The organism is Blautia aquisgranensis, assembly GCF_040096615.1.
GTDB lineage: Bacteria > Bacillota > Clostridia > Lachnospirales > Lachnospiraceae > Blautia_A > Blautia_A aquisgranensis.
Genome location: NZ_JBBMEJ010000017.1, coordinates 55,490 through 82,119, shown reverse-complemented (window position 1 = coordinate 82,119; position 26,630 = coordinate 55,490). Strand labels below are relative to the sequence as shown.

General features: G+C 45.4%; 28 protein-coding genes. 27 read left to right on the top strand and 1 reads right to left on the bottom strand.

What is annotated here, in order from left to right:
* The 17 genes from WMO28_RS13455 to WMO28_RS13375 form a co-directional block, all read left to right on the top strand.
* A partial coding sequence (locus tag WMO28_RS13455) for an energy-coupling factor transporter transmembrane component T (RefSeq protein WP_435376528.1) occupies positions 1 to 712 on the top strand: 712 nt, incomplete at its 5' end.
* Between the two features lie 17 nt (positions 713 to 729).
* On the top strand, positions 730 to 2,202 hold the full coding sequence (locus WMO28_RS13450; RefSeq protein WP_148446873.1) for an ABC transporter ATP-binding protein: 1,473 nt from the start codon (positions 730 to 732) through the stop codon (positions 2,200 to 2,202).
* On the top strand, positions 2,199 to 3,944 hold the full coding sequence (locus tag WMO28_RS13445) for an ABC transporter ATP-binding protein (protein ID WP_167829774.1): 1,746 nt from the start codon (positions 2,199 to 2,201) through the stop codon (positions 3,942 to 3,944). The genes WMO28_RS13450 and WMO28_RS13445 overlap by 4 nt, the downstream gene beginning before the upstream one ends.
* Positions 3,945 to 3,958: 14 nt before the next feature.
* Positions 3,959 to 5,695, top strand: a complete 1,737-nt coding sequence (locus WMO28_RS13440; RefSeq protein ID WP_154780642.1) for an ABC transporter ATP-binding protein — start codon at positions 3,959 to 3,961, stop codon at positions 5,693 to 5,695.
* Between the two features lie 11 nt (positions 5,696 to 5,706).
* Positions 5,707 to 6,078, top strand: a complete 372-nt coding sequence (locus WMO28_RS13435; RefSeq protein ID WP_148446880.1) for a metal-dependent transcriptional regulator — start codon at positions 5,707 to 5,709, stop codon at positions 6,076 to 6,078.
* 215 nt (positions 6,079 to 6,293) lie between these two features.
* Positions 6,294 to 6,464, top strand: a complete 171-nt coding sequence (locus tag WMO28_RS13430) for an erythromycin esterase family protein (protein WP_330384949.1) — start codon at positions 6,294 to 6,296, stop codon at positions 6,462 to 6,464.
* Between the two features lie 419 nt (positions 6,465 to 6,883).
* Complete coding sequence (locus WMO28_RS13425) at positions 6,884 to 7,462, top strand: TetR/AcrR family transcriptional regulator (RefSeq protein WP_148446882.1); 579 nt, start codon at positions 6,884 to 6,886, stop codon at positions 7,460 to 7,462.
* A 111-nt stretch (positions 7,463 to 7,573) separates the two neighbouring features.
* On the top strand, positions 7,574 to 8,188 hold the full coding sequence (locus WMO28_RS13420) for a class I SAM-dependent methyltransferase (protein WP_349057291.1): 615 nt from the start codon (positions 7,574 to 7,576) through the stop codon (positions 8,186 to 8,188).
* A 1-nt stretch (position 8,189) separates the two neighbouring features.
* Positions 8,190 to 8,795: a class I SAM-dependent methyltransferase gene (locus tag WMO28_RS13415; RefSeq protein ID WP_118046645.1), complete on the top strand. Its 606-nt coding sequence runs from the start codon at positions 8,190 to 8,192 to the stop codon at positions 8,793 to 8,795.
* Between the two features lie 12 nt (positions 8,796 to 8,807).
* Positions 8,808 to 9,713 carry an alpha/beta hydrolase gene (locus WMO28_RS13410; protein ID WP_148446886.1) on the top strand — a complete coding sequence of 302 codons (906 nt, stop codon included), beginning with the start codon at positions 8,808 to 8,810 and terminating at the stop codon, positions 9,711 to 9,713.
* Positions 9,714 to 9,757: 44 nt separating this feature from the next.
* Positions 9,758 to 10,441: a class I SAM-dependent methyltransferase gene (locus WMO28_RS13405; RefSeq protein ID WP_148446888.1), complete on the top strand. Its 684-nt coding sequence runs from the start codon at positions 9,758 to 9,760 to the stop codon at positions 10,439 to 10,441.
* A gap of 51 nt (positions 10,442 to 10,492) precedes the next feature.
* The gene (locus tag WMO28_RS13400) at positions 10,493 to 11,194 is read left to right on the top strand and encodes an L-2-amino-thiazoline-4-carboxylic acid hydrolase (RefSeq protein ID WP_118046639.1); all 702 of its coding nucleotides are present in this window, start codon (positions 10,493 to 10,495) and stop codon (positions 11,192 to 11,194) included.
* Complete coding sequence (locus WMO28_RS13395; RefSeq protein ID WP_114000343.1) at positions 11,194 to 11,688, top strand: hypothetical protein; 495 nt, start codon at positions 11,194 to 11,196, stop codon at positions 11,686 to 11,688. Before WMO28_RS13400 ends, WMO28_RS13395 begins: the two co-directional genes overlap by 1 nt.
* Positions 11,689 to 11,698: 10 nt before the next feature.
* Entirely contained in the window at positions 11,699 to 12,472 is a 774-nt protein-coding gene (locus WMO28_RS13390; protein WP_154780639.1) for an alpha/beta fold hydrolase, read from the top strand.
* A 9-nt stretch (positions 12,473 to 12,481) separates the two neighbouring features.
* Positions 12,482 to 13,324: a class I SAM-dependent methyltransferase gene (locus WMO28_RS13385; RefSeq protein WP_154780638.1), complete on the top strand. Its 843-nt coding sequence runs from the start codon at positions 12,482 to 12,484 to the stop codon at positions 13,322 to 13,324.
* Positions 13,321 to 13,467 (top strand): ketopantoate reductase family protein, encoded by a 147-nt coding sequence (locus tag WMO28_RS13380; protein ID WP_226845139.1) that lies wholly within the window; start codon positions 13,321 to 13,323, stop codon positions 13,465 to 13,467. Before WMO28_RS13385 ends, WMO28_RS13380 begins: the two co-directional genes overlap by 4 nt.
* Positions 13,468 to 13,500: 33 nt before the next feature.
* Positions 13,501 to 13,716 (top strand): Rossmann-fold NAD(P)-binding domain-containing protein, encoded by a 216-nt coding sequence (locus WMO28_RS13375; protein ID WP_226845141.1) that lies wholly within the window; start codon positions 13,501 to 13,503, stop codon positions 13,714 to 13,716.
* Between the two features lie 262 nt (positions 13,717 to 13,978).
* Here the strand turns inward: WMO28_RS13375 and WMO28_RS13370 are convergent, their stop codons facing one another.
* A complete protein-coding gene (locus tag WMO28_RS13370) occupies positions 13,979 to 15,208 on the bottom strand; it encodes a hypothetical protein (RefSeq protein WP_349057288.1) in 1,230 nt (409 codons plus the stop codon).
* 562 nt (positions 15,209 to 15,770) lie between these two features.
* Between WMO28_RS13370 and WMO28_RS13365 the strand changes: the two genes are divergently transcribed.
* From WMO28_RS13365 to WMO28_RS13325, 10 genes are all read left to right on the top strand, one after another.
* Positions 15,771 to 16,190 carry a DUF4313 domain-containing protein gene (locus WMO28_RS13365; protein WP_148446896.1) on the top strand — a complete coding sequence of 140 codons (420 nt, stop codon included), beginning with the start codon at positions 15,771 to 15,773 and terminating at the stop codon, positions 16,188 to 16,190.
* Between the two features lie 45 nt (positions 16,191 to 16,235).
* Complete coding sequence (locus tag WMO28_RS13360) at positions 16,236 to 16,571, top strand: hypothetical protein (protein ID WP_005422925.1); 336 nt, start codon at positions 16,236 to 16,238, stop codon at positions 16,569 to 16,571.
* The gene (locus WMO28_RS13355) at positions 16,537 to 16,950 is read left to right on the top strand and encodes a hypothetical protein (protein WP_005422924.1); all 414 of its coding nucleotides are present in this window, start codon (positions 16,537 to 16,539) and stop codon (positions 16,948 to 16,950) included. The genes WMO28_RS13360 and WMO28_RS13355 overlap by 35 nt, the downstream gene beginning before the upstream one ends.
* Positions 16,951 to 17,017: 67 nt before the next feature.
* Positions 17,018 to 17,737 (top strand): Cas9 inhibitor AcrIIA9 family protein, encoded by a 720-nt coding sequence (locus tag WMO28_RS13350; RefSeq protein WP_226845143.1) that lies wholly within the window; start codon positions 17,018 to 17,020, stop codon positions 17,735 to 17,737.
* Positions 17,738 to 17,748: 11 nt separating this feature from the next.
* Entirely contained in the window at positions 17,749 to 18,291 is a 543-nt protein-coding gene (locus tag WMO28_RS13345) for a DUF7666 domain-containing protein (protein ID WP_059085839.1), read from the top strand.
* A complete protein-coding gene (locus WMO28_RS13340; protein ID WP_226845145.1) occupies positions 18,288 to 20,480 on the top strand; it encodes a PcfJ domain-containing protein in 2,193 nt (730 codons plus the stop codon). The genes WMO28_RS13345 and WMO28_RS13340 overlap by 4 nt, the downstream gene beginning before the upstream one ends.
* A 102-nt stretch (positions 20,481 to 20,582) precedes the next feature.
* Positions 20,583 to 22,772: a PcfJ domain-containing protein gene (locus tag WMO28_RS13335; RefSeq protein WP_349057285.1), complete on the top strand. Its 2,190-nt coding sequence runs from the start codon at positions 20,583 to 20,585 to the stop codon at positions 22,770 to 22,772.
* A gap of 640 nt (positions 22,773 to 23,412) precedes the next feature.
* On the top strand, positions 23,413 to 24,960 hold the full coding sequence (locus tag WMO28_RS13330) for a hypothetical protein (RefSeq protein WP_226845149.1): 1,548 nt from the start codon (positions 23,413 to 23,415) through the stop codon (positions 24,958 to 24,960).
* Between the two features lie 100 nt (positions 24,961 to 25,060).
* The gene (locus tag WMO28_RS17110; protein WP_055066219.1) at positions 25,061 to 25,258 is read left to right on the top strand and encodes a helix-turn-helix domain-containing protein; all 198 of its coding nucleotides are present in this window, start codon (positions 25,061 to 25,063) and stop codon (positions 25,256 to 25,258) included.
* Between the two features lie 81 nt (positions 25,259 to 25,339).
* Positions 25,340 to 26,623 (top strand): tyrosine-type recombinase/integrase, encoded by a 1,284-nt coding sequence (locus tag WMO28_RS13325; RefSeq protein WP_148446906.1) that lies wholly within the window; start codon positions 25,340 to 25,342, stop codon positions 26,621 to 26,623.
* The last annotated feature ends 7 nt before the right edge of the window (positions 26,624 to 26,630 follow it).

Here is a 26,630-nt window from a genome sequence, read left to right as displayed (position 1 = left end):
GCATGTTTCTATTGTACCATGCTTATGTGTATTTGGAATTTCTCATTTTGGCTTGTACTATTTATATTCTAGCAACAGTACCAGTAACGAAGGAATTATGAACATCGTCAAGCCGTGTCTAAGCCTTGTCCCCTTTGCTCTGATTTTGTCGGAACGCCGTTTCAAAACAGCAGGAAAATATCTGGTGCTATATGCGGTTTGCTTTATACTGGAACGGATTGCCCTTACGAGTTTGAGCGGATTACTCTCGTTCATCGTGCTGGCAGTGACATCTATCATGACGCGGTTTGCGCCCGGCATTATGACAGGTGCCTATCTGATCTCATCCACTTCGATCAGTGAGTTTATCGGCGCAATGGAGCGTATGCACATCACGGAAAAAATCGTGATTCCAATGTCTGTCATTTTTCGCTTTTTCCCAACCATCAGCGAAGAATATCAGGCCATCCGGGATGCAATGAAAATGCGGGGCATACGATTCGGCGGGAAAAATCCTTTCCTGATGTTGGAATATCGCCTTGTTCCTTTGATGGTGTCCGTTGTGAAGATTGGTGATGAACTTTCTGCTGCTGCGTTGACACGGGGGCTTGGAGCCCCCGTTAAACGTACAAACGTGTGCCAGATCGGTTTCCATGTTCAAGATTTGATTGCGATTCTGTTTTGCGTTATCTGTTTTGCCTTGTTTTTGTTTCAGCAGCAGATTTCTTTTTGACGGGAGGGGGTGAACCTATGATACGGATTGACCATGTGACCTTCTCTTATGGAGAAGAAAACGAGAACGCTGGTGGAGTCCATGATATAAATCTGACCGTAGAGGACGGTCAATGCGTCGTACTTTGCGGCGAAAGCGGCAGTGGAAAAACGACAATTACCAGGCTGATCAACGGTCTGATTCCCCATTACTATGAAGGAAAAATGAATGGAGAAGTGTGGGTAAATGGGGCAAAGGTTTCGGAACAGCCCCTTTATGATACCGCGAAAACGGTTGGCAGCGTGTTTCAAAACCCCCGCTCACAATTTTTCAATGTGGACACAACCAGCGAAATCACATTCGGGTGTGAAAATCTCGGCCAGCCGGAGCAAAGTATTCGGGAACGATTAGATAAGACCATCCGGGATTTCCGCCTGGAGAAATTGATGGGACGCAATATCTTTCATCTCTCCGGCGGGGAAAAGCAAAAAATTGCCTGTGCCGGGGTATCCATCATGGAGCCGGATGTGCTGGTTATGGATGAGCCGTCATCCAACCTGGATGCTTCCTCTATCCTGGATCTGAGAGCAATACTTGCGTTTTGGAAGTCGCAGGGGAAAACAATTATAGTGTCAGAGCATCGGCTCTACTATCTGCGCGGTCTTGCGGATCGTTTTATCTATATTACCGGCGGAAAGGTGGAAAAAGATTACTCCGCAGCGGAGTTTGAGAGCCTGACGGAGCAACAGAGAGCCAAGTTGGGGCTGCGTACCTTTATTCTTGAAGATTTGTTGCCGCCGAAAGCATTGCCCCAGGCCGGTCAGCAAATGGAACTTCGCAATTTCTGCTTTGCCTACAAAAACGAACCGGAAACGCTGCACATCCGGGAAAGTAAAATCCCCGCAAATCGTATTGTCGGGATCATCGGGAATAATGGAGCTGGAAAGTCCACCTTCTCCCGGTGTTTCTGCGGCCTTGAAAAGCGCTGCGGTGAGGTGATCTGGAACGGCAGAACTTATCGGCCTAAAGACAGACTAAATACCTGCTACATGGTGATGCAGGAAGTCAATCACCAGCTTTTTACGGAAACTGTGCTGGATGAAGTCCTGATCAGTATGGAGGAGGAAAATCAGGAGTGGGCTGAGGAAATCCTTGCCGAGTTAGATTTGACAGATTTCAAAGACAGACACCCTATGTCCCTCTCCGGCGGTCAGAAACAGCGGGTAGCGATTGCCTCAGCAATCGCGTCTAAACGCTCTATTTTATTTTTTGATGAACCGACCAGCGGCCTTGATTATAAGCACATGAAAGAGGTTGCAAATGTCCTGCGACAAGTCAGGAACACGGGTATTACCGTGTATGTCATTACTCATGACCTTGAGTTGATATTAGACTGTTGTACGGATATTGTCCATTTTGAAGATGGTTCTATCATCGACCAATTTCCAATGGATGCGGATGGACTTGAAAAAATTAGAAACTATTTCATAAAGGGGGTATCTGTAAAGTGAAAGAAGAAAAGAAGGAGTCACCCATAGGCGTCTTATGGGGATGGGGCAAACCTTATCATGGAAAATTCATCGGCAGTATTATTCTTGCGGTATTAGGCGTGGCCTGCCAGATGGTGCCCTATTTCTGCGTGGCGCATATTGTCACAATGATGTTGTCTGGGGAACAGAATTTTTCCCGCTATGTGACCGCTGGTATTATTGCACTGTGCGGCTACTTTGGGAAGGTGCTGTTTTCCTGTCTTTCTACAACGATTTCCCACACAGCAACCTATTACACGCTGCGCGATCTGCGGGAGAACATTACCGAGAAACTTGCCCGTGTGCCAATGGGAACGATTTTGGATACGCCCTCTGGACAGTATAAAACGACGATTGTTGACCGGGTGGAGGGAATGGAGCCGACCTTTGCACACCTGATCCCGGAAATGACCGCAAATGTGCTGGTTCCCATTGTGATTGTCGTGTACCTGCTTATTCTGGACTGGCGTATGGCGCTTTTGTCCCTTGTCACTCTCGTGGTGGGCCTTGCGGTTATGTCCGCCGGTATGAAAAACTATCCCGTCAAGTGGGAGGGCGCAGTCAAGGCGGGCAAGCAGATGGCAGACGCCATCGTGGAATATATCGGAGGCATTGAGGTGGTGAAAGCGTTCAGCCAATCCGCCGGTTCCTACAAAAAATATTCTGACTCGGTGAATTATAACGCCAACTACTATGTGGACTGGATGCGGGAAAACCAGAAAACCATGAGCGCCTACAACGCCATCCTGCCCTCAGTGCTGATTTGCGTGCTGCCCTGCGGCTTCGCGTTCTGGCTCTCCGGCAGTCTGGAGCTTTCCACCTTCCTGTCCATTGTGATTTTCTCGCTGGGGCTGATCGGGCCGATTATTGCGGCCTTTACCTTTACGGACGATTTGGCCGTACTGGGGACAAATGTGGAAGAAATCAGCCAGCTTCTGAACGCCGAAGAACTGAACCATAAAGAAACGCCGATCAAGCTGGAAGATACCGGCATTTCTCTTAGGTCTGTGTCGTTTTCCTATGACGGGACAACAGAGGTTTTGCATGATGTGAATCTCACCATCCACCCCGGAACCATGACCGCCCTTGTAGGTCCGTCCGGCTCCGGCAAGTCTACGGTGGCGAAGCTGATTGCCGGGTATTGGGATGTTACATCCGGTAGCATTACCCTCGGCGGCCATGAGCTGAAGGATATACCGCTGTCTGAAATTGCAGATCAGATTTCCTATGTGTCCCAGGACAATTACCTGTTTAACCGCAGTATCCGGGAGAATATTCGCATGGGAAGGCCCGATGCTACGGACGCAGAGGTGGAACAGGCCGCCAAACAAAGCGGCTGCGACGCCTTTATCCGCAAGCTGGACAATGGCTATGATACGGTTGTCGGCAGCGCCGGTTCCCACCTTTCTGGCGGGGAGCGCCAGCGGATCGCCATCGCCCGCGCCATGCTGAAAAATGCGCCGGTTGTCATTTTGGACGAGGCAACAGCCTACATCGACCCCGAAAATGAGGCGCTGGTACAGAAAGCCATTTCCGCTTTGACTGTCGGCAAGACCCTGATTGTGATCGCACACCGGCTGTCTACCATTGTTGGCGCGGACAACATTGTTGTGGTGAAGGATGGAACCATCCACGCACAGGGTACGCATGAGAAGCTGCTGGAAACCTGCCCTCTCTACCGGGATATGTGGCAGGCGCATATCGGTGCGAAAGACCAGATGTAAGGGGGTGTTGTCAGATGTATGGAACATTGAAAAAAATTTTTGCTTTTGCAGGCAGTAAAAAGGGACTTCTGAAAAAATCCCTGTTATTTTCATTCCTGTCCGGGCTGTTTTCAGCCATGCAGTTTGCCGCCCTCTTTGTGGTGATCGGCGCGCTGGTATCTGACGACCGGAACGGAAAGTTTATCTGGCTTTCGCTGGGGATTATGGCCGTTTCCCTTCTTGGGCGTATCATTACGACCTATTTCTCCACGATGGAGCAGACAGAAACCGGCTATTGCATGGTAGCGGAAAAGCGTATCCACATCGGAGATCGGCTGCGCTATATCCCGATGGGATACTTCAACAAGAATAGTATCGGGAACATTACCGCCATTGTCACAACGACTTTGGGCGATGTGGAGAACTCGGCAGCCCGTGTCCTGGTGTCGGTGCTGGGCGGATTTTTTAACTCGGTTGCCCTTGTCATCGTCCTGCTGATATTCGACTGGCGGATTGGGCTTGTAGCCGCTGCCGGTGTCCTGATTTACCTTGCGGCGGCGGAACTGGCGCTTCGCAAATCTGCCGCGCTCAGCGGGGTACGCCAGCACACACAGGAGTCCCTTGTGGAGTCCGTATTGGAGTACATTCAGGGTATGGGGATTGTCAAAGCATTTGGACTGGAACGGGACAGCACGCAGTCTATCGGCAGTGCAATTAAGGCGAGCTGCCGGGATAACCTGAAATTGACAAAGGCCAGCGTTCCCTATGACGCTATCAAACAGGCCGTTATTCGGGTGTTCAGCGCCCTGCTACTTTTGGCCTCAGTCTGGTTCTGGCTGGACGGCTCCTTGCCGCTGGCCTACGGCCTGATTTTGGTGATTGCTTCTTTCATGGTGTTCAACGATTTGGAGAACGCCGGGAATATGGCCTCTCTGCTGCAAATGCTGGCGGCCTCGATGGATACGGCAAACTCTATTGATGACACGCCGGCGATGGACGAAAAAGGCGCTGACATTACGCCGAAGTCCAGCGAGATCGTGTTTGACAAGGTGGATTTTTCCTACGCTGACCGCAAGATATTGGATCAGGTCAGCTTCACCATTCCCGAAAAAACAACTACGGCCATTGTCGGCCCTTCCGGGGCAGGTAAGACAACGATGTGCAACCTGATTGCCCGTTTTTGGGATGTGAACGCTGGGAAGATTACCATTGGCGGTACGGATATACGGGATTTCAAGCTGGACAGCCTGATGAAGAATATCTCGATGGTGTTCCAGAGCGTATACCTCTTTGCAGATACGATTGAGAACAATATCAAGTTTGGCTGCCCAGACGCCACCCATGAGCAGGTGGTTGAAGCGGCGAAAAAGGCTTGCTGTCATGACTTTATTTCTGCCCTACCGGATGGCTATGACACCGTGATTGGCGAGGGCGGCGGCACTTTGTCCGGAGGCGAGAAACAGCGGATTTCTATCGCCCGCGCCATGCTGAAGGACGCACCTATCATCATTTTGGACGAGGCAACAAGCAGCGTTGACCCAGAGAATGAGGATGAATTGCAGCGAGCTATCGAGGCATTGACCCATGACAAGACCATCATCATGATTGCCCACCGGCTGAAAACCGTCCGCAACGCCGATCAGATCCTTGTACTGGACAACGCTCATATCGTCCAGCGCGGCACTCATGCGGAGCTGATCCAGCAAAAGGGCCTGTATGCCGATTTTGTATCGGCCAGACAGGAGGCCATCGGCTGGAAGCTGGCTCAGTAAAGGAGGTTCAGATGAAACTTCATGCGTCCGGGGAGGACTACCTGGAAACCATCCTTGTTCTCCAAAAGAAACTCGGTATGGTGCGCTCCGTAGATGTAGCCCGGCATATGGAGGTGTCAAAACCCAGCGTGTGCCATGCAGTGGCTACCTTGCGGGACGGCGGCTTTCTCACTATGGACGAAGATCACTTTCTCCATCTGACCGATGTAGGCCGCGAGGTTGCCGAAAAAATCTTCGAGCGACACTGCTTCTTTACCGAGCAGCTTATCACCGCAGGCGTTGACCCCAGGACTGCGGAGACTGACGCCTGCCGGATTGAACACATCATCAGCGATGAGAGCTTTTCACGGCTGAAAGAGGCAGCCGAACAGGAACAAACCTAAACCAAATAAGACAAGCGATCCTGCCCCGCAAGACGGGGAAAGAAAAAAACCGTTACAGGGCAGGCAGCTTCGTGCGCCCATAATGGATTTTCAAGGACTGCGGCGGTTTTGAGTAACATCAAGGCCGCCGTTCCTTATACCCTCGACAAAGGAGTGACGACTACACGCTGACACGGCGGCTTTAGGAGGGGACAGCATAGGAAGCAGCCGCAGCGATTGGATTTTCCATTTATAGAACGGAAGAGATGGCAGAACTTATCTCCTATATGCGCCAGTACAATGAAAGTGCATTGGAAGGCGAAGACCTTCGCTTTTACGGTTTTGATATGCAGAGGATTTCTTACAGCATGAGGTTTTTGGAAGAAGTCTGCAAAGAACTGGAATGACCCTGAGCGGTAATCATGTATAAAGACGGTGGCTCATACGAGTCGCCGTCTCTATACATGGGCCATGTCGTCGAGCGTTGTGCAGATCGTTCCACAGGAAGATTATTGCAGATATCATATGTCGTTCATGTTGTGTTAATTCCTGCTTTTTTTTGTAATCAATCCATCCGTGCAATATGAAACAAAAAGGGTATCAGAACGCAGCATTTGAATGCTTCGCTCTGATGCCCTTTTACGATATAGTTTCTTTTACCGCGGCAACAGCGATTACCGGTTACTGGAATTCCAGCGTCTCTTTCTGAAACACTGCACTCCTTTTGATTAGCGTTTTTTTCTCAGCACCTCTTGCAAACCAGAAAGAAGCACGGTATAATATGACCAAAAGAACCAAAGTGGTCATGTTTAGGGGGGACGTGGGATTGGCTTTTACCGATTACGAGACTGAGCAGCTCCGCAAGGCGTTGCTGAAGGAAACGAGGCGCTGCGCCGTCACGCTGGGGATGAAAAAAACCTCCGTGGATCAGCTGACGAAGGCGGTCGGCATTGCGAAGGGCTCGTTCTATAAATTCTACGAATCCAAGGAAATGCTTTTCTTCGCGGTTTTGGAGAACATTCACTCCGAGCTTTACGGAGTGGCTGACCGCGCGCTGCGTGAATCTGACGGCTTGCCGCCGTCGGAACGTGCGGCAAAGGCTGTTCTTGCCGTTTGTCAGCGGCTGTCCGATACCGGTGATATGATTTTCATCGAAAACGATGCGAAGCTGCTTTTGGAAAGGCTGCCGGAGGATGTGAAAAGCATCCATTACCACGACGGCGAGACGCACATCCGTCAGCTGTTGGAGAAGCACGACCTTGTGCCAAAACACGGTGCACCCTTGGCTGCCGCCACAGTGCGCGGACTGATTCTGACCGTCTCACACAAGGAGCAAATAGGAGGACTGTACCCGCAGGTGCTGGAAACGTTAGTGTACGGCGCTTGCAGGGAGTTATTTAAATAAGCGGAAGGCCGCAGAGATGCGGCTTTTCCAAGACACGATAGTTAGCTACATCTAACCGAAAGACGTGTACACATAGGTTAGGTGCATCTAACGACTGGAGGGATGACAGCGATGCGAAAACACAAGAACTTCTGGGACAAAAATGCCGATCGTTACGACCGCTTTATGCGAAAGGATCGGGCGGCGTATGAAAAGATGTATGCGCTGATCCGGCCGGTTGTAAAAGCCAAGACGGTGCTGGAGCTTGCTACCGGCACGGGATTGATCGCAAAACACATCGTGAACGCGGCGGCACACATCGAGGCGACGGACGCCTCCCCGGAGATGATTGCCGAGGCGAAGCGGGATAATCAATCTGCAAAGCTGCACTTTTCCGTGCAGGATATGTTCTGCCTGCCCTATGCGGACAAGTCCTTTGATGTGGTGATCGTGTCCAACGCACTGCACATCGTGCCGCAGCCGGAGAAAGCCCTTGCCGAGATTCATCGGGTGCTGAAAGAGGACGGCGTGCTCATCGCGCCCACCTTCACTCATGCGGGAAACTCTTTTTCCGGCAGGGTGAGAGCGTTTTTTATGAAGCTGGCGGGCTTTCCGCTCCACAGCAAGTGGACGAGCGAGGAATACCTGCACTTCCTGCGGCAAAACGGCTGGACGGTGCGGAAAAGCGTCGTGCTGAAAGCATCCTTTCCATTAACTTATACCGAATGTGTGAAATCGGAGGTGTGATATGTCATTTTTTGAAAACACCCGCAACCCCGTGGGGCTTGGCGGAAAGCTCATGGTCGTCATGATGAATCTCGGTCACAGCCCCGTGGCACGGTGGGGGCTTCAATTTCTGAATGCCGCGCCGGACGCCAAGGTGCTGGACTGCGGCTGCGGCGGAGGGGCGAACATCAAGAGACTTCTGAAAAAATGCCCGGAGGGTATTGTCAAGGGCATTGACTATTCCCCCGTCAGTGTGGAGAAATCCAAAAAGGTCAACGAGGCCGCCATAGCGGAGGGTCGCTGCACCGTCCTACAAGGCAGCGTGGCGGATATGATCTTTGCAGGCGACTGGTTCGATGCGGTAACGGCCTTTGAAACCGTCTATTTCTGGCCCGATCTGCCGCAGTGCTTCCGGGAGGTTTACCGGGTGCTGAAGCCCGGCGGGACATTACTCATCTGCAACGAAAGCAACGGCGATACAGACAAGGACAAGAAGTGGACGGAGATCATCGGCGGCATGACCATCTACAAAGATATTGAATTAAAGGCGTATCTGGAGCAGGCAGGCTTTCACGATGTGCAGATACACAAAAAGAAAAGTTGGCTCTGCATCACGGCGCGGAAATGAGGGGGCTAAATCATGAGTATCTTTGCATCTATCTTACGCAGCGTATACAAGCTCTCCGGCGCGAAAAAGGCGTTCGCCTTGCCGGAGGATGCACTGCGAAAGGAAATTGAAAAGCAGAACCGGCATCGTGGCGTTTTTACGCCCACCGACCGCAAGGCATATTATGAAACGATCGCGGTAAACGGCTTTCCCTGCCTGATCGTGCGAGAGCATCCGAAGCCGTCCGAGCGCGCGATTCTCTATTTCTTTGGCGGTGGCATGGTGATCGGCCCCGATAAGGGCGACCTGCCTGTGATGCGCAAGCTCTGCCGCGAGACCGGCTGTGATGTGTGGTTTCCGTTTTACCCGCTCTGCATGGAACATTGTATTACCGAGACCTATGCGATGGTGTACGAATGTTACCGCAGAATGGTCGGCTTGTATGGCGGCGGAAATGTCAGCACCTGTGGTTTTTCCTCTGGCGGTGCGCTGGCCCTGGGGATCGCGGCGCACAACAACGCGCAGCCTGAGCCGCTGCCGCAGCCACGGCATATCGTCGCCGTATCTCCCGGCGAAGTGCCGTGGAACGATGGCGAAAAATCGCGGATGAAGGCATTGAACGAAAGAGATGTTTCCATCGACTATGCCTTTATGGTGACGGTGGAAAAATTCATGCGGCATGGTTGCGAGAATGTGCCGGACTATATGCTCTCCGGCTCCCGGGGAGATTTTACCGGCGTGGGTGATATCCACTTCTTCTATTCTGCCGACGAGGTGCTCTACGGCGCATTGCCGGACTTTGAGGAAGCCTGCAAACGGGCAAATGTCCTCTATACGGTGTCCGCCCGCCCGAAGATGGTGCATTGCTACTGTATGCTGCCGATCTTCAAAGAGGCAAAGGAGGACTTTGCTAAAATCGTGGACATTTTGAAAAAATGAGATTGGAAACGGTCGTGTGATGATTGAAACACGGAGGAAGAACCATGGAACGAAAAGAAGCCATTCGCGGTGCGTACCGAATGACGGGTGGAAACAGTTTTTATGATGGCATGATCACCTGCTCTACTCTGAGCGGGAAAGCGGTGTGCCGCTTGGTGTGGGCAATGAACAAGGTGGAAAACGACGCCTATCTGGAAAAGGCAATGTCCGGTATTCCGGAGCATTTCTCCGGCAAACTGCTGGAAGTGCCGGTGGGAACAGGGATTTTGACCATGCCGGTTTATCAGACTATGCCGGAGGCGGACATTACCTGTCTCGATTATTCGCCCGATATGATGAGGCAGGCACGGGAAAAGGCTGACCGCCTGCACCTGAAAAATGTAACCTTCCGGCAGGGAGATGTGGGAGCACTCTCCTATGCAGACGACACCTTCGACATCGTTTTGTCGTTGAACGGCTTTCACGCTTTTCCGGACAAGGAGGCCGCTTATCGGGAGGTTTTTCGGGTCTTGAGACCCGGCGGGACATTCTGCGGCTGCTTTTATGTGAAGGGCGAGCATAAGCGGACGGATTGGTTTGTCCGGCATGTTTATAAAAAGATAGGGTTTTTCACGCCGCCCTATGAGACGGTTTCCAGTCTGAAAGCACGGCTAGATGGAATGTATACGGATGTGGACATGGGAAACCTGAAAAGCATGGCATGGTTTGTCTGCCGAAAAGCGGGTTAAATCTGAGATGGTCTCATGCACGCAAGAAAGAACAAGGAGGGAGGCAATTAGATGAAGGACAACGAGCTTCTGTTTGACCGCAAAAGCCATGTGCTGTATTCAAAGCCTTGCAAGAAAGAAATCCTGGCGAAAATCGCCCTGCACTATCCGGAAGCAGAGCGGGAGACAGTATGGGAAAAGGTGCAGCGGCAGTACGCGGTCTTTCTCTCCGACTGGCGCACCGACTTGGGCGGCAAAAAGAACTTCCACAACGGCGTAGGCGGCACCTACGACTGCATCGCCATCCTGAGCTATTATGTGGTCTGCAAAGCCGCTACTTCATTCCGTGAAATTGAAGAGATGGAGGAAAATCTGATCCTGCCGACCTTCCGCAAGCTGAAATTCGTGGACTGCAACAAGCCGTTCTGGAGGAAGCTGATGTACAAGGCGTTTGTTCGTGCGAAAAGCGGCTGCGACAAATGGCACGATTACGAGATGTCGGTTGCGCCTTATGAGACCGACAAGCCTATTTATTATGAATTTACGGCGTGTCCGGCGGCGGAGTTTGCCATCCGGCACGGCCTTATGGATATTATGCCCGCCCTGTGCAATGTGGACTATGCGTCCATGGAACTGCTCCATGCCAAGCTGGTGCGGACGACCACCTGCGTGGACGGCTGCCGATGCGACTACACCATCTGCGGCGATAAAAACCCGTACTTGAAGGGACATCCCGAATACCGGGATGAGGCGGGCTTCAGGAGGAATCGGTAATGCTTTTACAGGTGATTTTGGAAGGCATCGGGCTGGGCGTTCTGCTCATTTTGGTTTGCGCCATCGGTATCCGCAAGGGCGCGGTGGGCATGGTGCATCTTTACAGCCAGGAGGTGCAGGAGCGGTGCGTAACGCTGGGACTTACAACACACGCGAAAATCAAGCGAAATGCTTTGATTTTCAAAGCTGTCTGCGTCCCCGGCTACATCGCCTATGTGCTGGTCTGCGTCTATGCGCTCAACGGCGCAAAGGGCTTCGTTCAGGGCTTTTGGCAGCTGCTGGTCATACTGTCCGTTATGAATCTCATAGACCGATTTTGGGTTGACGGCTATTGGGTAGGACATACGAACGCATGGGAAATTCCAGGAACGGAAGACCTGAAACCCTACATTACAGCCAAGGATAAGGGCAAAAAGTGGCTGTTCGGCACAATTGGTATGGCAGTCATTTCGGCAGCACTGGCGGCGATTATGATGCTTTTTATGAAAATATGAGGTGATAGAAATGCTGTTTCAAACATATGGCGACAGGAGGAATCCTGCCGTGCTGTTCTTTCACGCTATGGGCGTGACGGGAGAAAGCAGCGAACCGGTTGCGAACTACTTACAGGATAGGTATTTCTGTATTCTGCCTACCTCCACCGTTTACTGCAAAGGGCAGAAATATGTCAGCAAGCTGGACGAAATACGGCAGGTGGAGGGCTTTCTGCATCGACAGGGCGTGGAGCGGCTGGCGATGGTGGTCGCTTCTTCCATCGGTGCAGACCTTGCCATGGCATTTTTGACAAACACGAAGCTGCCCGTTGGGCACGTTTTCTTTGATGGCGGGCAATTTGCGCAAATCGGAAAAGGTATGCGCCGCATTATGATACCGTTTCTGTATTTCGCTATCAAGAGCCTGTACTGGTCGAAGGGCGGCACACTGAAAAAGATTCTGTGGTGTGACGACGATTCCATAAAGCCGTATTTTATCGCCGCAGGGGAAAATCTGACCTATACAAATTTGCGGCGGCAGATTTCGGACAGCCTGGAGGATAAACCCTTTCCGTCCCTTCCCGAAGAACTGCAAAGGCATATCTATTTCGAGTTTGGCAGCATAGAAGATCATTTCAAATACCGTCAGGCAGTGATGGAAGCCTATCCCTGCGGCCATTATCCCGTGTTTGAGGGATACGAGCATATGCAATATCAGATACGCGATTCAAAGGAGTTCGCCGAAATGCTGGCACACATCGCCGAGCGTGACTGTATGCCGGAACTGCCATTTATCAGAAAGTGAGTGATACCCATGAAATATAAAATCGAGAAAAACACCGTACAGGAGACGCTGATCATTCCGCTGTATGCGCGGAAGGTCTGCTCAGAACTATACCCGAATCTTTACCGGGACGAAACAACGGTTCGCCTGATTGACGAGATCAACTACGATTTTTCTGAGGCAGAGAAAAAATCCCGCAGCCTGATGCAGCGTTTCGGCTCGCTGGAGGTGGCTATGCGGCAGAATGACCTTGCCTTCGAGGTGCGGGATTATCTGAAATCTCACCCCAATGCGGCGGTGGTCAATCTGGGCTGCGGGCTGGACTGTACCGGCAGAACTTGCGACAACGGCAGCTGCAAAATCTACAATTTGGATTTTCCCGATGTCATCACCGTGCGCAACGAGCTTTTACCCGCCGGGGAGAGGGAGAAAAATATCCCCTGCGACCTGAACGACACGGCATGGTTTTCTGAAATCGACGCTTCGGGCGGCGCGGTATTCTTTGCCTCCGGCGTGTTCTATTACTTCCTGACCGAGCAGGTTAAGACATTGGTGCGGGCCATGGCGGATGCCTTCCCCGGCGGCGTGCTGGTATTTGACGCAGCCAACCGGACAGCGGTGAAGATGATCGCAAAAACATGGCTCAAAAGCGCGCAAATCAAGGATGTTGGCGCGTATTTCGCGGTTTCCGACGCTCCCCAAGAGATCGGTGCATGGGATAGCCGTTTGCGGGTCTCGAGCCGCGGCTATATGCTGGGCTACACCGATTTGAAAGACCCATCCGTCAGCGGATTTTTCCGTTTTCTCGCCAGGGTCGGTGACGGAATGATGAAGATGCAGATTGTAAAGATCAGATTTGGAGGCAAGCAATGAAAATTCTGGTATATGGTGCAGGTGTTTTAGGGTGCAATCTGGCAAGGAATCTGTTTCACGCCGGAAAGGATGTGACCCTGCTTGCCCGGGGAAACTGGGCAGAGGAAATCAGGAAGAACGGACTGCGGATCAAGGATCAATAATTCTCCCTCCGCACATCGGTCAGCAATATTCCTGTGGTGACGGAACTGGCACCGAATGTCCGGTACGATGTGATATTTGTCGTTCTGCGATATACGCAGCTGGATTCTGCTCTGGAAACCTTGCGGGCGAATCAGACGAAAAATATTGTTTTTGTGGGTAACAATGTGCAGGCAAGAGCGCTGGCGGCGGCACTGCCGGAGAAAAATGTCTTGTTTGCCTTTGCGCTCTCTGCCGGGCATGAAACATAAGGTAAAGATTACAATACTTAGTGCTTTAGGAGTTTTGCTTGTAGGATCATCGGTGGCTTATGCATACTCACAAAAAGGCACTCTGATCTCACAGAAAACGGAGGAGCTGCCTGACGGAAATATTTATGTTGAAGAATTATATGAAATAGACCAGTAAGACAGAAAAAGCGGGGATGGCGTATTGATACGACATCCCCCTTTACATGGCGAGAGTTGTTAATTTCTTTAGAAATAAGTTAAACAAACTGAAGTGGAATATGCATTATATAAGCAAAAATGTTTTTTTCGAAGAACGAATAATGTTAAACTCAATTCGCCATTCAGTGTCGTCTGATACTGGTTTGAAGTGTAAAGCGGAACAAGCAACATGGAGATTTGCCTGATTGCTGTCGCTATACAGGATTACAGTTGGCTCATCTGCACCACCGATAATGTCAATACAGGCAATATCGTTTTGCATTTCCGGTGTAAAGGAGTCTGTTACAGGTACAACTTCTAAAGGTTTATCGCTATCTGCACAATCATGAATCGAAATGTCATTGTCTGGTTTAGGAGAAAGTGTATAGCTCATAGAGATAAAATGTGTGGGATACAACCAACGGTCAGAGCCCACGTGGTTTTGAGAAAGCGTCTGCTGTTCCAATTTTTGTACAGTTAATGCATATTCTGTTTCACTGACCGGATGGGAGAAAGTGAACTGGTCACCAGGAGCGTGTATCTTAAAATGCGGCCCAGGTACACGGAATGGTTGTTGCTCCATTATAAGCGAAAGAGATTTTATTGCAGGACGGCGTTTATCTGGCCACAGAAATGCCGCCCTAAAAATCATCCATCCATAGGAGATATCCAATTCGTAGTGTTTCACCGCCCATTTTGCTTCCAGTTCATTGTTTGTTTCGTCCGATAAGCAGGGATTAAAGACCGCCGAACAGCTGTGAGAGGCCTGCATTGTTTTTCCATTTAATTTTAAACAAGGAATAATATCAAGGCAAAGAGGGTTGTCTAAATCTATTTGCAGTTGTTGTTCTTGCGTAAAATTTAAACAAGAGTCATTTTCGGGGCTTAAATCCCACTTTTTCATAAATTCGCGAATATCTTCTGCCGGAGTACACATACAAAAATCCAAGACAAGACCTTTGTTGCAAGAATACACCGCAGGAATAATCCAATGATGCCCAGCCCATTCGAATTGTTTATTTAATCGAAGTTCTGTTCCGGCATGGCCTTTTCCTGAAGGCTCCCAGAAGTTTCCGTCAAAATAAACCTTCCATTCAGGGATGGTCGCTTCTACAGTTGGGTTCATATCCATATTATGTGTATTATCTTTGAGGCACTTTGCTCCCACAGAGGAAAGGTCAATTACGCTTTGCAAAAATTTCTGAAATATTCTGTTCATAATGTTCTCCATAATTCTGATTTTCTGAGTTACTTCAATTATGATTAATGATATCATAAAAATGTTTTGCTTTATATTTTTATTTGTTCTTTTCATTTTGTGTTCCGAAAGGAAATTTTCTACTCATACTATATATCGTAAAAAATTCCGGATGGTAACAAAAACTTTAAAATTCTTTTAAAGTCAAAAAAGAAGTCCACTATTCAGACAATGGATTTTTTACGTTGATGATTTGTCAAATATATATTACAGGAGAGATCAGCATATTATAAGGATTTATCGGCATGCTGGACATGAAAATAGAAGAAAAGTAAAGATGGTAAGTGCACTCAAAAAATGATGCAGCAACAAGATATGGTGTTTCGTTTACTATATTTTATTGACGAATTCAATATATTGTGTTACCATATAAATGGATTATTTTTTATGCATGGTTTGCCACGCAGCAAAGTTTTTTGTTCCGGATATGCTGTTCCGGGAGCAACATTTAGGCGAAGGCCTTTTATCAATAGGAAGACATCAAAAATCAAAAGAAGATTTTTGGTGTCTTTTTTTGTTGTCCAAAAACGAAATGTGAAGTGTGCAAAAAAACAGGAAGGGAGGAAATGTAAAATAATCCACAAAAGATGAACAGGAAAATCAAAAAAGGAGGCAGAATATGGGACAGGCTATATGCATTCGAAAAGATGAAAAACCATTGGGATATGACTGGGAATGTGGACATGAGGAATTATATGTCAGAGTGAATATGTACTACAACGGATCCCTGTATATCGGATTATGGCAAGAGCAAAAGGAATGTGAGGAAAAGCTGGAATTATTCGGAGATCTTACAATTGGAGTTATGGGATTCCTAAGGCCAGGGCAGGCAATAATCTCGGATTGCGGAGCAAAAGCAAAGGTTGCGTTTATTGAAAAGTATAAACTCGGAAAAGTTATAGGTAAGAGGAAAATCAATTATGGCAGCTATTATGTCGTAGAGTTTAATCTTGCACGACTTGCACAGCTCGATCCAGAAGGTACGGAAAGATATCTGCTCGAAAATGGTCTTGATCAAAAAGAATTTAAAGCAGATTAGAGTAAAGATGTACATTTAAAAACCAGGCAATAAAGGTGGTGCGGCATGAAAGACGACGAATATAAGGGATATTACTGTCTGCTGATTGCAATCCTGTGCAATTTGAATGCAGCGGAAGCCAGCACAATGTACGAATACGGACCAGATCATCCGCTTTGCCGGAAAATACTGAAAAAGAAAGTTCGGAAACCGTCCATAAAAAAGCTCAAGGAATCAGAAATGGCAGCGGCTATGAAGGCTCTTCTTGATCAGGGATACAGCCAGGATGCAGTATCGGAAGCATTTCAGTGTTTTCCATCTACGGTCAGGCGCAGAGTAAGAAAATTAACAGAAAGGAAGGAAACGAATGACAGATCAGAAATTGATTGCAGGAATATTTAATGATTTTTTAGGACTTTATACGGGTAAAATTCAGACCGGTATCCGTCCTTTGATTGAAAAATATAAAAACCATCCCATGCTGATGGGACTCCTCTCCAATTTGGATGAAGCGGCAAAGATTCAGGCACCGAAAGCCATGAAAGAAATTTATTCTTTCTATAAAGAATATCGTGGCAGGGATCTGGAAGATGCTGACTGGAAGGAACTGACGGAAAAAGCCCGTCAGATCTGTGCAGGATGGGAGGAAAATGAATGGGTTCGCCGTATTGTACTGGAAATGATCAGCCTTTTGGATTCTGATGATGCAGAGAGACGCAGGATTGCATTGGAAGTAGAAAAAGAAATGGAAGCGGCTGAACAGAAAATGAATGCGGCATAAAAAGCAGGCAGAGGCAGGAGATTTTTTCTTCTGCCTCATGTTTTTATCAGGAAAGAAGGGACCGATTATGTTAAATGAGATCATAAAAACTGCAGAAGAATTAAATACAGCAGCATTGTATTACCGCCAGAGCGGGAATATGGATGGTGTGCGGGAACTTGCCAAAGCACATGCAGTTTCCAAAAAACAGACAGAGGAATTTATTCAGGGCAGCCGCTACCGGCTGGTTGATATACCGATTGAGGAAAGAAAGTTTGCGAATGCGTCTGAAAAACTGCGTGCAGAAATGTTTGCCTTAAAGGATGCAGGCTTTGCAGACATTATAGGACAGTATCTTGTAAATCTTGCCAAAACGGATTCTGCTTTAGATGCACAGGTGTTAAAAAAACATAAGATGCTTCAGAGATGTTTGGATTACGTGACGCAAAAAGCCTATAACATTGCACTGGAGGGAGCGAAAAAAAAGGGAGAGAACGGCATTCGAGCTAATACAGGCCTGGCACTCTCCGGCGACCAGGTTTTTCCCTGGGTACTTGAATATTATGCGAAAGATGATGAAAAAGAAATAGCAGAAAAAGAGCAGGAAGAAAAGAAAAAGATTCAAAAGGAATGGGATTCGGTAAATAAGAGAACGAAAACAATACCGAAAAACCCGGGGACAAAGAAAGATTCCGAGGTGCATCCCAAAGAAGCAGCGGAGCAGGAAGAAAAGTATATCAGCAAGAAAAAATCAAAAGATTCCGGGCAGATGTCCTTGTTTGACATGATGCAGCCGAAAGAGAGTTAAAGGAGAAGGATATGATCGCATATAAAGGATTTCAAAAGGATTTGAAATGTCGGGGCTTTCAGTTTCAGGAGTATGGCATAAATGAAACGGAAAAAGCAAACTGTAGACAAAATGGATTTCATTGTGCAGAAAACCCACTGGATTGTCTCTGCTATTATCCGAATTGGAAAAATTCCGTGTATTACATAGTAGATGCATCAGGGGATTTGGATGAAGATGGAGAAGATTCAAAAATCTCCTGCACAAAGATGCGCCTGTTAAAGAAAATTGAATTGAGAAGCCTGTTATTACATGGAGCTGCCTACATGGCGAAATATCCAAACCGGAAATGGAACTCCCATGTTGCAAAAGAAAACGGGACCAGCTGCAACGGATTTTGCATTGTGCGTGGAAAAGACCCCAAAGCCAAAGGACAAAAGGGCGATTTACTGTTACTTTTAAAGGAGCAGCCTGGTAACAGCCAGATACTGGAAATTGGGGTCATCTGTATCGATGGTCAGAAATATCCGGAGAAAGCATGGATTGATGTGACTGGAAAGCTGGTGGAGTTATGAGAAAAAAGAGGTTGATGGAATTAAAACCATTAAAAGTGATGAACAGACATATCGCCGATGCAAAGAAAACTGAAATATCTTTGAGTCCATTGGAGAAAAAAAGGGGTGAACCCGGAAAATATCGGATGTATTGTCGGGCAGCAGTAGAAAAAGGAATTTTAAAAGTGTATCTGTTTGCCGTAACGGATATTGAGGAGAATATAAACTTTCCAATGTACCGTCTGTTTATCAGCAGAAAAGAGAGACGGTTTATAACCTATGATGAAAAATTAAAAAAATGGAGAAAGGCACTTCTTGAAAGTATCTTATGGGATGTAAGGATTAATCTTGGCAACATCTATGTAAATGACTGTGATACAAAGGTCATCCAAAAATATTTAAAGACAATGCAACCTGCAATCCGGGCACTGGAAGAGTTTCAGGCGAATATCCGTAAAGAACAAAGGATACGTCATGATAAAAAACTTACAGATTCATGGGACCAAGTGATGAAAACTATATCTGGACTGCCTAAGAACTGGATCGGATGGGTTTCAAAATATGGAATTACGGAACACTATATCTTCTACAAGTATCAGAAAAATGGTGCTACAGAAGGATACTGTACATATTGCAAAAAACATGTTCCAATCCGCTCACCCAAATATAACCAGAAAGGACAGTGCAATGTGTGTGGACAACCGATTACTTTTCGTTCCGTGGGAAAGTCTGGAAGATTTTGTACAAAGTGGTACAGAGTCTATCTTATCCAGAGGAGACGCAAGACTTCTGGTTTTGTGCTCCGGATCTTTCATGCCAGAACGTGGTATAAAAAGGGCGGCTATACAGATTGCGAAACTACCTGCCATGAAGAGCAGAGAAGAATCTTCTCTGCAAATGGAGAGGAAATTTCAAATTTTGTTTATGGTCTGTTCAAACAGCGGGAAATGCGATGGATTTCATATGGGGAACCTTGGTATTATACTTGCTGCGGTATTCAGTATAAAGGGATGGTCTATCCTTACACCCTGTCGGATCTGTCCAGGCATGAATTAAAAGAAACAGGTCTGCGTGAGTACGCCCTTGGTCAGAAAAAGATAGATCCTGGAAAATATCTTTACCTGTGGAAGACATACCCGGTACTGGAACAGATTGTAAAAGCGGGGCTTTTCCAGTTAGTTGATGATGTACTGGACCACAGGGCAACAGATGCAATAAAAAGAAAAGGCAGAAAACCAACAGAATTCCTGTCCGTAGATAAGAAAGAGTTTCGAAGGCTCCGAGATATGAATGGCGGGGTAAAAGAACTTAAATGGCTGCAACTTGAAAAGAGTACAGGAAAAACAATCGGGGATGAAGAAATATGCTGGATGGTAAAAGAAGAATTTGAACCAAACGACCTGAAGTTTGTTCTGGATCAGATGAGCATCTGCCAGATTCGACATTATCTTGTGAAACAATCAGAAAAATCCGGGGATGATATCAGCCATGTGCTGCAGGTGTGGAACGATTATCTTTCTATGGCAAAAAGACTGGGAATGGATATACATGATTCAATTATTTACCGTACCAGAGATCTTCAACTGCGCCATAAAGAGGCGGTTTTGAAGATAGAAGAAATGAAACGCGGAATCCGACGCAGGGAGCTGGAAGAAAAGTATGTCGGATTTCAGAAACATCTCATTGATTTGAAAGAAAAATATGAGTTCAGTGACGGTGAATATCAGGTCATTGCGCCAAAGAGTATCGATGACATCCTATATGAAGGTGATACGCTTCATCACTGTGTAAATAAGACGGATACTTATTTTGACCGGATCGATTCAAAGGAAAGCTATATCCTGTTTTTGCGGGAAAAAGAGAATCCGAAAGTACCGTTTTATACACTGGAAGTTGAACCAGATGGAACCATCCGGCAAAAACGTGCGGAATTTAACCGTCAAAATAAGGACATTGATAAGGTGACTTCTTTTTTAACATTGTGGCAGAAGGAAATTCAGAAGCGATTAACCCAAAAAGATCGTAAGAGCACAGAAGAAAGCAGGAAGCTCAGGCAGCAGAACTATCAGGAGATACGTGATAAGCATGTAGTTGTCCATGGCGGAGCATTTGCTGGGGAACTTCTGGCTGATCTTTTAGAGAAAGACTTAATGAACCTACCAGTGGAATCGGCAGAAAACGAAGAAAGCCCTACTGAAATAGCGGCGTAAATAAAAGGATAAAGTGGATGCGGCAGGGAGTTCCCCTGCTGCATTTGAGCAGAAAAGAGAAAATGACATTATATGCAGTAGAAAATGAAGGAGAGGACGGAAATGAATAAAAAAGAATTGCGTAACATGAAATTGCTGGAAGCTACGGATGAACTGATAAAACTTGCAAAAGAAGATGTGCCAGTAAGAGATAAGGGATACTATACGGAGCAGCTGATTTATCAGAGGGGGCTATATTTACGTGCAGAAGTAGAAAACAATATTTTAAAAGTAGCATTTTATCTGTCAGAATATCTTTCCATGGACTGTCGGAAACCTGTATATACATTATATATTGATAAAAAGAACGATGTTTTTAAAGGGTATGATTACCGGACAAAGAAATGGTCAGATAGTATGCTGGATAAGACCATTTTCTCAAAATGGTTATATCAGGAAAATTCTTATATGAAAGAGGCAGATACAGCGTTGATCCAAAAGTATCTTGAAAGTGAATATGACGATGCTTTATATGCACTGTATGTATATCAACGTGAGCAGAGACACCGGAGGCTGGGAATGAAATATGAAAAAATTCTGACAAGCTGGGATCAGTGCATGGATAGACTTCCAAAAATTCCGAAAGACTGGCTGAGATGGCAGAAAAAAGTTGGAATTACCCAGAATTTTATCTTTTATCATTACAGCCGCAGGAAAGATCAGACAGGATATTGTAGCTGGTGTGAAAGCGAAGTTCCAATCAGCCATCCTCACCATAATGCAGTGGGGCATTGCCCAAAATGCAGACATCAGATTCAATATAAAGCATTAGGCCGGGCCAAAAATATAGAAACCCCAAAAGAGACTGCATACCTGCTTCAGACCTGTGGAGATAATGTGTTTGTTTTGAGAGAATTCCAGCTTCAGATGCTCATAGTAAGCAGCTCATATAAAAAACCAGTATATTCTTTCTTTGAGCGCCGGAGAATCCTGTATGATGAAAAATTAAATACAAAAGAATATTATTTTGGCCGTCATCATTGGACAAAAGAAAGCCGATGGATCCAGGGTAAATTACAGGTTCCACTGTATCCAGGTTACGGTGGCTATATGACATATGAAAAATATAATATGGGAAATATTTATGGAAAATCACTGTATGGCATTAAAAACAGGACATTCCGTAGGACAGGATTCTACGAATATGCAAAAGCCAAAAAGTATTTAGATCCGGTAAGTTTTTTTGAAATGGTTAAAGAAAGACCTTATCTGGAACGGCTCATTAAAGCAGGACTTTATCATCTCGCAGAAGACATTATGGATAATAAAGCACAGATTTATTGTAAGGATTCCGGAAACCTTGGAAAAGCACTGGGAATTGACAGGTTCCGCTTGAAAAGGTTACGTACAAACAATGGGGGAGAGATTTTTCTTCAATGGCTGTTGCTTGAAAAAGCCCAAAACAAGTTGATCTGTGACGATGTGATTTCATGGATGTGCCTGGAAAAACTTAAACCAGCGGATCTTATGTTCATTATGGATCGTATGGCTCCTTTACAGATTAAAAATTATCTGGAAAAGCAGGCAGCAGAAAGTGGGGAATCCGTGAAAAACCTGATCAAAACATGGAAGGATTATCTCAATATGGCAATTCGGGTCGGAGTGAATGTGCAGGATTCTGTTATCTACCGTGCACGAAAGCTCATGCAGAGACATAATGAAATGATAAAAGAGATAGAAGCAAAAGATTTGATTTTAAGAGCCGGAGAGCTGGAAAAAAAGTATCCGGGTCTGAATCGTATATGCAGGGATTTGAAAAAATATGAATATGCGGACAAAGAGTATCGAATCGTTGTGCCGGAAAAAGTGGATGATATTTTGTATGAAGCAAAACTGATGCATCACTGCGTAAATAATACAGAAACCTATTATGAACGAATGAGCCAGCAGGAATCCTATATCCTGTTTTTGAGAAAGGCAGAACAACCAACGGAGGCATACTATACGCTTGAAGTGGAACCGGATGGAACCATAAGGCAGACACGCACTTTTTATAACCAGCAGAATGAAGATATCGAGCTTGCAAGGGATTTTCTTGTAAAATGGCAGAAACAATTAAAAAAGAAACTGGCAAAAGAAGATTATAAACTGGCTGTAAAAAGTCAGAGTCTCAGGAAAAAAGAGATTGAAGAACTCCGCAGCAAAGGCGTTCGTGTAAACGGTGTTGGGTATTGTAACAAATTGCTTGCTGAAATTCTGGAGGAAGATTTAATGGAGGCAGGGAATCGAGAACTGGAAGAACAGGCCGCATAATAGCAGATTGATATATCACAAAAGTAACTTCAAAAGTAAAAATGAAATTCCTGTGAAAGTTTGGGGATATTTACAGAAACAGCTCTGAAATTCTCTTTTATTTAAGTATAAGGGATTTTATGGAATTCCTTAAATATACTCGAAACGGAGGATGAGATTTGGAGAAAAAATTAAAGTTGCTTTGGCTGATATTGATCTTTGTTGATTTTGGGCTTATGTTTGTTTCATTTCCAATCTTGATTTATGTGATTTTTTGTATGACATGAATACAAAAAGCCTTCTGTAAGTGCCCTTTTCCGGTGAAAAGACCGGAGGGGCATTTACATGTATGCAACAGTTTATGTATGTATTCGCAGGAATACGAGTAAAATACTACGCAGCTGCTACTGTTTAAAGCCTGTAGTGAAATTGACATTAAATATCTGGAATGATACGATAAAATTGAACATTTTGCAAGGCAGATTGCACAAAATTTTATTCTGATACGAGGTCAGAATTTTATACTTTATACCGCGTCTGCGGATCAACCGATAAAGACACAAAAAGAGTAAAATGGACTCTTGGAGTGTCTTTTTTTGTTTAGCAAAATGTTTTAACATGTATCAGATCCAATCACGATAAAAGGAGGAAAGAAGTTTTTATGCCACGTAAAATCAGATCAAATTACATGGAGAAATTCAAATTTGTGTACAATGGCAGAACTTTTGAAAGTAAGCATAAATGCTGTAATTTTTATGGAATATGTTACCGTAGTGTAATGGCGTATCAGAATCAATATAAATGTAGAACTGAAGAAGCGATTACACATTTTATTGAATTGAAAAAAAGTAAAGAGATCATATTCCGAAATCGAAAATGGGCCAGCATTAAGACTTGTTGTGAATTTTATGATATAAACGAAGCTTCCGTTAAAACAGATATGTGGAATCGAAAGTGCACACCACAGGAAGCAATTGAACGGGCAATAGAATGGAAAAAGGCACATGAAATCACATATCATGGAGTGAAGTATCCATCACTTCCTCAATGCTGTGAAGAATTGGGAATAAATCCTATATCCGTACGTTTGTATATGGAAAAGAATGGAGTTTCTTCTACACGTGCGATTACACATTACATTAAATCTAAAAAGCAAAGAATCTTTGCATTCCGGGGAAAAGAATACAATAGTTTCACGGAATGTTGTCTCGCGTATGGCCTGAACCCCAAAATTGTAAGAAGTGCTGCCTATAGAACCAAAAGCTCCTTGCCAGAGACGTTGGAAAAAAATGTTTCTCATATGGAAGGTTGCGTGCCACAGGAATCCACAGGAAATGATGAGAATTCTGGAAACAAGGTAATATCAAAAAAAAGGCACCGCGCAAAAGAACCATTCTTTTATGAAGGGGAAAAATATGTTTCCCTTGGACAGTGTTGTGAGATATACGGAATTAATGAAACCAGTGTACGGGCCAGAGCATGGCGGATTCATTGCACCTGGGAAGAGGCTGTAAAACATTTTATAGAAAAAAGCAATGCGGATGAACTAAAAAAGATATTTGTATATAAGGGAAAAGAATATCAAAGTGTTGCTGAATGCTGCAGAAAGTATGATGTTCGTGCCGCCAGTGTCCGTAACCGGGCTTCCTCGACTGGATGTAGTATAGAAGAGGCCCTGGATCATTTCATAAAGAAAAAAATAGTGACAAAGAAAAATGAATTTGTAGTCCGAAATAAAAGCTATGAAACGTTGGAAGAATGCTGTGAGGTTTATGGTGTGAATGCAAACAGCGTATCTTCAAGAAAGTATAGATTAGGGTGCAGCACAGATGAATCGTTGGAACATTTTATTGCAAACAAAGAGCTAATAGAAGAAAGGATACAGAAGTTTACATTTAAGGGGATGGAATACCCCAGCCTCCGAGCATGCTGCAAAAAATATGGCATTGAGGATGCGTGTGTAAGGCAGAGAGCCAGAGATAAAAATTGTTCCATAGAAGAATCATTTGAGCATTTTATGACTAGAAAAAGAAAAAAGATGCTGGATAATCCTGAATTTGATTATCATGGAACCCTTTATCCATCGCTTAAGGAATGCTGTGAACAATTGAAGATAAGCAAAAACAGTGTAGTAAGCAAAAGTCGTCGGAGCGGATGCAGTTTACAGGAAGCGGTAGAATATTATGTAAAAAAACAGCACAATAAATAAAACAAAATCACAGGGACTCGCAGGAAGTCCGTTTATAGAATCCATAGGAGAGGAGGAACAGCCAATATCATCTGCCTGCAGATATTGGCTGTAATTATATATGATACATAAAAAGAAACAACCGGCAGCAGATAACGATAAGATTCTTATATCAGTTAAGGAAGCCTGTGAACTGACAGGGCTTTCTGAGAAAACAATGCGAACACTTATGAACAATAATACCTTCATGGTACGAATTGGGCGAAGAACCCTGATTGATAAGAAAAAATTTCAGAAATGGATAGATCGGCAGTCTTGAAAGGTTTTTGGGGTTGTGTTAAAATTAAGTCCAGTGCCATGCATGATCATCTATTGTTATTAGAAAAAGGATGGTAATGTTATGGGAAAAAATCTAAAAGGAAAAGAAATAGGTAAGGGAATCCGACAAAGAAAAGATGGGCGGTATGAAGCCAGAATCACAATTAAGGGTTCTGGCAAACCGCCTTTTTCTATCTATGGAACAAATCTTCAGCAAGTGAGAAAGCAAAGAAGCATGTATTTAGCGGAGGTTCTCCCAGGTGTTCCAGGCTTTGATTCGAGTATGTCCGTTTCAAAATGGTATGAGAAATGGATGGAACTTTATAAGGTTCGGAATCTTAAAGCAACCACGATAAGAAATTATGAAGATGGTTTTAGAAGAACAGAAGAATACATCGGTTACATGAAACTGGTAGATATCAAACCGGAACATATTCTTGACATGATTAAAAAATTGGAGGATGAAGGATACGCTCCTACATCAATCAAGCAATCATTAAGTGTCGTGCATCAAATGTTTGAGAGGGCAGCAGCCAGTAAAATGATTCCATCGGATCCTACAGCAGAAGTTAAGCTTTCCGTTGAGACACCGGGAGAAGTGTTGGCAGAACCTACAGAAGAAGCTTTGGATGTAAAAGAGAATTGTCTTAGTACAGACGAAAGCCATCGCTTTTTGGAAACCATTAAAGGAGACCGTTATGAGGAACTTTTCTTGATTTTGATGCATACGGGAATGCGTATAGGCGAAGTACTTGCCTTACAATGGAGAGATGTCAATTTCGATGAAAAATATCTTCGTGTATACAAAACGCTAAACAGAGTCAAATTGTATTATGACAAGCAGGGAAAGAAACTTGCTGAGCCGTATTATGTTACACAGATTACATCACCGAAAAAAAAGAAAAGTGTCAGAATAATTCCGCTGCCAGATATTGCAATTGAAGCTTTTTTGAGCTGGAAAGAAAAACAGAATCAGGACAAAAAAGTGTTAGGCAAGAAATGGGGAACTGGAAATGATCTTCTAAAAAAATATCCTGGACTGATATTTACAACATCAACAGGAATGAGTTATCTTCCTGGCAATGCTGAAGATGAATGTGAGCGAATCAAAAATATTGTAAATAAGCAAGAAGCATTAGAGGCTGAAAAAGAAGGTCGAGAAGCAGAAATGTTAGATGTAACTCCACATAGCTTTCGTCATACTTTTGTAACAAGATGTGTACAATCTGGAATGAAACCGGCTACGGTAGGTAAAATCAGCGGTCATTCTACTCAGAAAATGACAGAGTATTATACGCATCTTGAACAGGGGTATGTAAAAGATGAATACAAACGGTATGATGAAAAGTATGGAAAAGAAAGCTGATTTTGCT